The organism is Streptomyces sp. BRA346 (genome assembly GCF_052851135.1).
Genome location: NZ_JAIWIH010000062.1, coordinates 47,209 through 55,478, shown reverse-complemented (window position 1 = coordinate 55,478; position 8,270 = coordinate 47,209). Strand labels below are relative to the sequence as shown.

7 protein-coding genes are annotated in these 8,270 nt (G+C 72.3%); 3 read left to right on the top strand and 4 right to left on the bottom strand.

The window, feature by feature from the left end; genetic code table 11:
• From LCH29_RS41255 to LCH29_RS41240, 4 genes are all read right to left on the bottom strand, one after another.
• Nucleotides 1-366 (bottom strand): lyase family protein (locus LCH29_RS41255; RefSeq protein WP_446466814.1); only part of this gene is annotated, 366 nt, incomplete at its 3' end.
• Nucleotides 367-406: 40 nt separating this feature from the next.
• Complete coding sequence (locus LCH29_RS41250; protein ID WP_446466813.1) at nucleotides 407-1,441, bottom strand: asparaginase; 1,035 nt, start codon at nucleotides 1,439-1,441, stop codon at nucleotides 407-409.
• Nucleotides 1,442-1,523: 82 nt separating this feature from the next.
• Nucleotides 1,524-2,984, bottom strand: coding sequence for an amino acid permease (locus LCH29_RS41245; RefSeq protein ID WP_446466812.1), 1,461 nt, complete (start codon nucleotides 2,982-2,984; stop codon nucleotides 1,524-1,526).
• A 29-nt stretch (nucleotides 2,985-3,013) separates the two neighbouring features.
• Nucleotides 3,014-3,730, bottom strand: coding sequence for a FadR/GntR family transcriptional regulator (locus LCH29_RS41240; RefSeq protein WP_446466811.1), 717 nt, complete (start codon nucleotides 3,728-3,730; stop codon nucleotides 3,014-3,016).
• A gap of 178 nt (nucleotides 3,731-3,908) precedes the next feature.
• Between LCH29_RS41240 and LCH29_RS41235 the strand changes: the two genes are divergently transcribed.
• The 3 genes from LCH29_RS41235 to LCH29_RS41225 all read left to right on the top strand — a co-directional run bounded on the left by LCH29_RS41235 (nucleotide 3,909) and on the right by LCH29_RS41225 (nucleotide 8,259).
• Nucleotides 3,909-5,249 carry an enolase C-terminal domain-like protein gene (locus LCH29_RS41235; protein ID WP_446466810.1) on the top strand — a complete coding sequence of 447 codons (1,341 nt, stop codon included), beginning with the start codon at nucleotides 3,909-3,911 and terminating at the stop codon, nucleotides 5,247-5,249.
• Nucleotides 5,250-5,722: 473 nt separating this feature from the next.
• Nucleotides 5,723-6,748, top strand: a complete 1,026-nt coding sequence (locus LCH29_RS41230; RefSeq protein WP_446466809.1) for a sugar ABC transporter substrate-binding protein — start codon at nucleotides 5,723-5,725, stop codon at nucleotides 6,746-6,748.
• Nucleotides 6,745-8,259, top strand: a complete 1,515-nt coding sequence (locus tag LCH29_RS41225; RefSeq protein ID WP_446466808.1) for a sugar ABC transporter ATP-binding protein — start codon at nucleotides 6,745-6,747, stop codon at nucleotides 8,257-8,259. The genes LCH29_RS41230 and LCH29_RS41225 overlap by 4 nt, the downstream gene beginning before the upstream one ends.
• Nucleotides 8,260-8,270 lie beyond the last annotated feature (11 nt).

Sequence of the window (8,270 nt, the reverse complement as noted above, 5' to 3'; positions counted from 1 at the left end):
GATCTCCAGCGCCCGGTTGGCGATGACCTCGTTGGCGTTCATGTTGGTCGAGGTCCCGGCGCCGCCCTGGATCACGTCCACGGTGAACTGGTCGTGCAGTTTGCCGCGGCGTATCTCCTGGCAGGCGGCGGCGATGGCGTCGGCCTTGAGCGAGGAGAGCAGGCCCAGGTCCTCGTTGGCGCGGGCCGCGGCCTCCTTGACGGCCGCGAGGGCGTTGATGAGGTGCGGGTAGGCGGAGATGGAGGTGCCGGTGATGGGGAAGTTCTCGGAGGCCCGCAGCGTGTGGACGCCCCAGTACGCGTCGGCGGGGACGTCGCGGTCGCCGAGCAGGTCGTGTTCGCGGCGGTAGCCGGAGTCAGCGGTCATGGCTGTGCAGGGTTCCTTGGGTGAGGGTGGGGTGGGCGGATCAGGCGGCGGGCCGGGCGAGCGCGTCGGTGGCGTGCAGGCGGCCGACCGTGGTGTCGCCGCCGACGACCGGGGCGGTGGCGAACTCGCCGAGGACGTCGGCGCCTATGCCGCAGTGCGCGAGGGCGGCCGCGGTCACCGGCATCCGGGCGCGGTCGGCGCCGTCGGCGATCTTGACGACGACGGCCTGTCCGTCGGACAGCCCGGCCATCTGCACGCCCTCGAAGCCGTCCTTGGCGAGCAGCCCGGGGACCTTGCGCATCAGCCGGGCGACGTCCCGGTCGTCGCCGGACGCCATCTCGGGGTACGTGCGCATGGCGTCCGCGACCCGGCCCTCGGGGGTGTCCGGGGCGGCCGAGGCGATGGCCGCGGCGGCGCGGGCGAGGCCCAGCGGGGAGACGGAGAACAGCGGCGCGCCGCAACCGTCGACGGTCACCTGGGCGACGCGCTGGCCGGTGAGGTCCTCCACGGTCTCGGCGATCACCTGCTGGAGCGGGTGGGCCGGGTCGAGGTAGTCCCCCAGCGACCAGCCGCGCAGCTTCGCGGTGTACAGCATCGCGGCGTGCTTGCCGGAGCAGTTCTGGGCCAGCCGGGTGGCCTTGCGGTCGGCCCGCAGCCACGCTTCGCGCATCGCGGAGCCGTACGGCAGGTCGGGGGTGTTGCGCAGCTCGTCCTCGGTGAGGCCCGCCTCCTCCAGGATGCGCCGGGCTCCAGCCAGATGGGTGTCCTGGCCGGAATGGCTGGCGGCGGTCAGCGAGAGCAGCGCGCCGTCCAGCGGCAGCCCGGCGCGCAGCAGCGCGACGGCCTGGACGGGCTTCAGCGCGGACCTCGGGTAGAACGCCGCGTCGATGTCACCGGCCTGGAACGCGACCCGGCCGTCGGCGGCCAGGACGACCGCCGACCCGTGGTGCACGCCCTCGATCACACCGGCGCGGACGACATGGGCGAGCGGCACGTGGCGGGGTGCGCGGATGACGGGGGGCCCGGCCGGGGTGTGGCGAGCGTCGTCGGCGTGCTGCCCGGTGGTGGTGTTCATGGTGGTGGTGATGCTCCGGTCGTCGGGGTGGTGGTGGTGCGTCCGCCTGGGCGGCGTGGGGCGCCGCCCAGGCCGGGCCGGTCTACCGCTTGGTCGCCGCCTCGTCGCGGAGGGCGTTCACCCGGCCCCTGGTACAGAACCAGCCGATGACCAGCGCCAGCGCGATGCCCGGGAGCGCCATGACGGTGAGCCGGCTGGGTCCGCCGTCGGCCCACATCAGGACCATGACGGAGAAGAGGAAGCCGAGGGTGACGATTTCGGTGTACGGCGAGCCGGGCAGCCGGTAGCCGGGCCGGGTGACCTGGCCGGCCTGGGCGCGGCGCCAGAAGAGGAGGTGGCAGATCATGATGATCCCCCAGGTGGAGAGGATGCCGAGCGCCGCGAAGTTGAGCACGATCTCGAACGCCTCGCTGGGCACGACGTAGTTGAGGCCGACGCCCAGCACACAGATGGCCGAGGTGAGGAGGATGCCGCCGTAGGGCACCTGGGTGCGGCTCATCGCGCCGGTGAACTTGGGCGCGGAGCCCGCCATGGCCATCGAGCGCAGGATCCGGCCGGTGGAGTAGAGGCCGGAGTTGAGGCTGGACATCGCGGCGGTGAGGACGACGAGGTTCATCACATCGCCCGCCGCGGGCACGCCGAGCTTGGAGAGCACGGTGACGAAGGGGCTCTGATCGGCGGAGTAGGCGCCGGCGGGCATCAGCAGGGAGAGCAGCACCACGGAGCCGACGTAGAAGACGGCGACGCGCCACATGATGGAGTTGATCGCCTTGGGCATGATCTTCTCGGGGTTCTGCGTCTCGCCCGCGGTGACGCCGACGAGCTCGACGGAGGCGTAGGCGAAGACGACGCCCTGGATGACCAGCAGCATGGGCAGCGCACCGTGCGGGAACAGACCGCCGTGCTCGGTGATCAGGCTGGGGCCGGTGGCGTGGCCGTCCACGGGGTGGCGGCTGACCAGCAGGAAGATGCCGATCGCCATGAAGACGACGAGGGCGCTGACCTTGATGATGGCGAACCAGAACTCCAGCTCACCGAAGATCTTCACGGAGATCAGGTTCACCGCCAGCACGACGGCGAGCGCGATCAGCGCGATCACCCACTGCGGGATGTCGGTGAACATGCCCCAGTAGTGGGTGTACGTGGCGACGGCGGTGATGTCGGCGATGCCGGTGGTGGACCAGTTGAGGAAGTACATCCACCCGGCGACGTACGCGCCCTTCTCACCGAGGAACTCGCGGGCGTAGGAGACGAACGCGCCCGATGACGGCCGGTGCAGGACCAGCTCGCCGAGGGCCCTCACCACCAGGAAGGCGAAGACGCCGCAGAGCGCGTACGCCAGGGCCAGCGAGGGCCCGGCGTCCTTCAGGCGCCCCCCGGCGCCGAGAAACAGCCCGGTGCCGATGGCACCGCCGATGGCGATCATGTTGACGTGCCGGGCCTTGAGGGACTTGCTGTAACCGGCGTCGCCGGCGTCTATGTGCTGGGGCTGGTCCGGCCCATGGTCGTGGCGTTCTTCCTGCCGGAGGGACTGCTCGCTCACGCCTGCTGTCCGCCTTCCGTTGGTACGTATCACACGCCGTCCGCCGAAGCGGGGCGCACGATGGAGGTCAGGGTGGTCTCGACCCGTTCGAGGTGGTGGGTCATCGCCGCCACCGCGTCGGGTTCGGACCCGTCGGCGAGCGCCTCGACGATCGCCCGGTGTTCTCGGTTGGACTGCTCCCGGCGACCGCCGAGTTCATTGAGAAATGCCGACTGCCGTGCCAGGGCGTCGCGAATCTCCTCGATGACCCGGCGGAAGACCGGGTTCTGCGCCGCCTGCGCAACGGCGAGATGGAATGTGGTGTCCATCGCCACCCAGGCGGTGGTGTCGGTCTCCCGCTCCATCCGGTCGAGCAGATGGGACAGGTGGTCGAGATCCTCGGCGGAGCGGCGCAGGGCCGCGTACCCCGCGACGGGGATCTCGATGTGCCGCCGCACCTCCAGCAGGTCGCTCGCGGCGTAGTCGCCGAAGGTGGGATCTTCCACCGGACCGCTGGAGATGACGAAGGTGCCCTTGCCGGTGCGCGAGGCGGTGAGCCCCATGGTCTGCAAGGCCCGCAGGGCCTCGCGGAGCACCGGACGGCTCACCTCCAGGCGACGGCACAGCTCGGCTTCGGAGGGGAGTTTGTCCCCTACCGCGTAGTCGCCGCGCTCGATGGCGTCCCGGAGGTGGCTGAGGACCGCCTCCATGGCACTCACCCGACGAGGGAACGATTCTGCGCCTGTCTGGCTGTCTGACAAGTTCACTCGAGGATCCTGAGCCGTGCGCCAAAGCGTTGTCAAGGGTTCTGATGCGGCGAATGATCCAGCCGTCCGGCGAAGGGATCCGGCCGACTTGCGCCCGCTTTGCCCGTATATGGACTTTCTATCGCCCGGGTCGGAGACTGCGACTGAGGGGGCCGGAAGGGACGGGGTGTGATGCGCGATGGCGACGATACGGCGAACCGGGACCGCAGCACGCACGGCGACGAGGACGCGGATCACGGCGCTCGACACCCACGACATCCGCTTCCCCACCTCACGCTGGCTCCACGGCTCGGACGCCAGCCACCCCGACCCGGACTACTCGACCGCGTACGTCATCGTCCGCACCGACGCCGGGGACGGCCTGGAGGGGCACGGCTTCTGCTTCACCATCGGCCGCGGCAACGAGGTCGAGGTCGCGGCGATCGACGCGCTGCGCCCGCGGCTGGTCGGCGCCGAGCTGCCCGCCCTGCCCGCCGGTCTGGCCGACGTCTACCGGGGGCTCGCCGACGACGGGCAACTGCGCTGGCTCGGCCCCGAGAAGGGCGTCACCCACATGGCCGTCGCGGCGGTGATGAACGCCCTGTGGGACCTCACCGCCAAGCGGGCGGGCAAACCGCTGTGGAAGCTGCTGTCCGACATGGCCCCGGAGGAGCTGGTCGCGCTCACCGACTTCCGCTATCTCTCCGACGCGCTGACCCCCGACGACGCCCTGCGGATCCTGCGCCGCGCCGCACCCGGCAAGACCGGGCGCGAGGCCCGGTTGCAGGCCGAGGGCTACCCGGCGTACCTCACCTCCTGCGGCTGGCTCGGCTACGACGACGACCGGCTCGCCCGGACCGCGCGGGCGGCCGTCGCCGACGGCTTCACCCAGATCAAGCTCAAGGTCGGTGCCTCCCCGGCCGACGACATCCGGCGCTGCCGGATCGCGCGCGAGGCCATCGGCCCGGACATCCGGCTGGCGCTCGACGCCAATCAGCGCTGGGAGGTCGGCGAGGCGGTCGAGCGCACCCGGGCGCTGGCCCGGTTCGACCCGTACTGGATCGAGGAACCCACCAGCCCGGATGAGATCATCGGGCTGGCCGCGATCCGTCGCGCCGTCGCACCCGTGAAGGTCGCGGCGGGCGAGCACGCGGCCAATCGGGTCATCTTCAAGCAGCTGCTGCAAGCGAGTGCGCTCGATGTGCTTCAGCTGGACGCCTGCCGCGTCGGCGGAGTCAACGAGAACCTCGCGATCCTGCTGCTGGCCGCCGAGTTCGGGGTTCCGGTGTGGCCGCACGCGGGTGGCGTGGGGCTGTGCGAACTGGTCCGGCACCTGGCCATGTTCGACTACGTCGCGGTCTCGGGCACCCGGCGGGACCGGGCCGTCGAATACACCGAGCATTTGCACGAGCACTTCCTCGATCCGGCGATCGTCACCGGTGGGCGCTACCGGGTTCCGACCGCGCCCGGCTTCAGCTCGGCGCTGCGGCCGGAGGCGCTGCGGGCGTATGCGTATCCGGATGGGGAGGCGTGGGCTTAGGGGGTGTCTTACCGATCATGCCGGGCGGCCCCGCGCTCGTCGCGCGCAGCGCCTCCCCCAGCTACCGCTGGGAGGTGCCCCCTGACGCCGCTCGCTGATCCGGCCTGATCGACAAGACACCCCCAGGGGCGCGGGTCGGTTCGCCCTGCCGGGGGCTCGTCCCCTACCCGCCCCTTCCCGTAACCGGGGCTCCGCCCCGGACCCCGGTCCTCAATCGCCGGACGGGCTGCATTGCAGCCCGTCCAGGGGGCACCTCCCAGCGGTAGCTGGGGGAGATTGAGGACACGCCCGGAGGGCGTTCGGGGGTCCAGGGGGCCGAGCCCTTGGTTCGGGAAGGGGCGGGTAGGGGACAACGCCCCGGCCCCGACGGCGTGACTCAGCGGCGTGCCCCGGGAGTGCGGGGGCCCCGCGGCCGTATGGTCGCAGCCGGGGAGGTCTTCGCCAGCCGTTCCACGACCGGAGCCGGGAGCACGATGCGCACGACGCGCCACCGCCTCGCCACCGCCGCCGCGGTCCTCGTGCTGGTCTGCGGCCCGGCCGCCGCGGGGTGCTCCGAGGAATCGGGGGGCGGGCGGCGGGTCGGGGTGGTGGTGCCGTTCCTGACCTCGCCGTTCTGGGAGGCGTACGAGCGCGACATCCCGCGCCAGGCGGCCAAGGTCGGCGTCCGGGTGCTGCCGACGGTGAACTCCAACAACGACGCCAGCCGCCAGGTCAGCGACATCCGCAATCTGCTCGCCCAGAACATCGACGGGCTGGTCGTCTCCCCCATCGACTCCGCCGCCATCGTCACCGGGCTGCGGGCCGCGCAGCGGCGGCGCGTCCCGGTCGTGGCGGTCGACGTGGCGCCCGACCGGGGCAAGGTGGCGATCGTGGTCCGGGCCGACAACCGGGCGTACGGCGAGAAGGCGTGCCGGAGCCTCGGGCGGGCCGTGCGGAGCGGCAAGGTGGTGCAGATCGAGGGCGATCTGGCGTCGGTCAACGGGCGCGACCGCACCGCCGCGTTCGACCAGTGCATGCGGCGCCGCTACCCGCACATCAGGGTCCTCGACATCGCCGCCGGGTGGCAGGCGGACAAGGCGGCGGCCGGGCTGGAGGCGCTGTACAGCGCCAATCCGGACATCAAGGGCATCTATCTCCAGGCCGGGGGCGTGTATCTGGCGCCCACGCTGCGCACGCTCCAGCGCCATCGGGCGCTGCACCCGAGAGGCCGTCACGGCCATATCGTGATCGTCTCCAACGACGGGATCCCGCAGGAGCTGGACGCGATCCGCAAGGGGTGGATCGACGCGACCGTGTCCCAGCCCGTGGACCTGTACGCCCGGTACGCCATGGTCTACATCAAGCAGGCCATGGCCGGGAGGCCGTTCCGGAAGGGGCGGACCGATCACGGCAGCCGCATCGTCGAGGTGCGGAAGGGCATCCTGGAGGATCAGCTTCCGGCCCCGCTGGTGACCCCGGCCAATGTGAACGACCCCGCGCTGTGGGGCAATCGCGGATGACCACCGGGCGGCCACCGCTGTGCGAGGCACGCGGGATCACCAAGCGGTACGGGCCGACGGTGGCCCTGTGGGAGGCCGGGATCACCGTGCGGACGGGCGAGACGCACGCCCTGGTCGGGCGCAACGGCGCGGGCAAGTCGACGCTCGTGGCCGTCCTCACCGGGCTGGAGCGGCCGGACGCGGGCACGGTGTGGTTCGAGGGCGCGGCCGCCCCCGCCGCCGCGGACCGGGCGGGCTGGCGCCGCCGGGTGGCCTGCGTCTACCAGCAGTCCACGATCATCAACGAGCTGACGGTGGCGGAGAACCTGTTCCTGGGCCATCAGCCGGTCCTCCCCCGCACCTCGGTGATCAGCTGGCGGCGGACCCGCCGCCGGGCCCGCGCGCTGCTGGACGCCTGGGGCGTCCCCGTGCACGAGGGCGCGCGGGCCGGGGACCTGAGCGTCGAGGACGCCAAGATGGTGGAGATCGCGCGGGCGCTGTCCCAGGGCACCCGCTTCGTCATCCTGGACGAGCCCACGGCGCAGCTCGACAGCCGGGCGACGGCGCGGCTGTTCGCGCACATGCGGCGGCTCCAGGACGCCGGGGTCACGTTTCTGCACATCTCGCACCACCTGCGCGAGGTGTACGAGGTCTGCCAGGCCGTCACCGTCTTCCGGGACGCCCGCAGGATCGTCACCGCGCCCGTCGGGGAGCTGCCCACCCGGGCCCTGATCGAGAAGATGACCGGCGAACCGGCCGCCCCCGCCCGGCCCGGCGCGGCGCCCCGGCCACGGCCCCGGGGCCCGGTGGCGGTCCGGGTCGAGCGGCTGAGCAGCGCGTCCTTCCACGACGTCAGCCTCACCGTCGGGGCCGGTGAGGTGGTGGGGCTGGCCGGGCTCGCCGGGTCCGGCAGCCATCAGCTGGGCGAGGCGCTGGCCGGGCTGTACCGCCCGACGGGCGGCCGGATCGAGGTCTTCGGCCGTCCGCTGCGGCTGGGCAGCGTCACGGCGGCGCTCGCCGCCGGGGTCGGCTGTGTGCCGCGCGACCGGCGGGTGCAGGGGCTGATTCCGCAGCTGTCGGTGGCCGACAACATCACGCTGCCCATCGGCGACCGGCTCGGACCCCGGGGGCTGATCCGGCCGTCCGCCCGGGACGCCGTGGCCCGCCGCGCCATCGAGCGGCTCGGCATCACCACCCGGGGCCCGGCACAGCCGGTGACCGCGCTGTCCGGCGGCAATCAGCAGAAGGTCGTCATGGCCCGGGCGCTGGCCACGGATCCCCGGGTGCTGGTGCTGATCGACCCGACGGCGGGGGTGGACGTACGGTCCCAGCGCGATCTGCTGGAGACCGCGCTGCGAGCCCGGGCCGAGGGGCGCGCGGTGCTGATCGTCTCCGACCAGCTGGGGGATCTGCGGGCCTGTGACCGGGTGCTGGTGATGGTGGGCGGCTTCGTCACCGTCACCCACCGGGCGGGCTGGACCGACCGGGAACTCGTCGCCTCGATCGAAGGGGTCACCCTCGGCCATGAATGACAGCGCCCCGG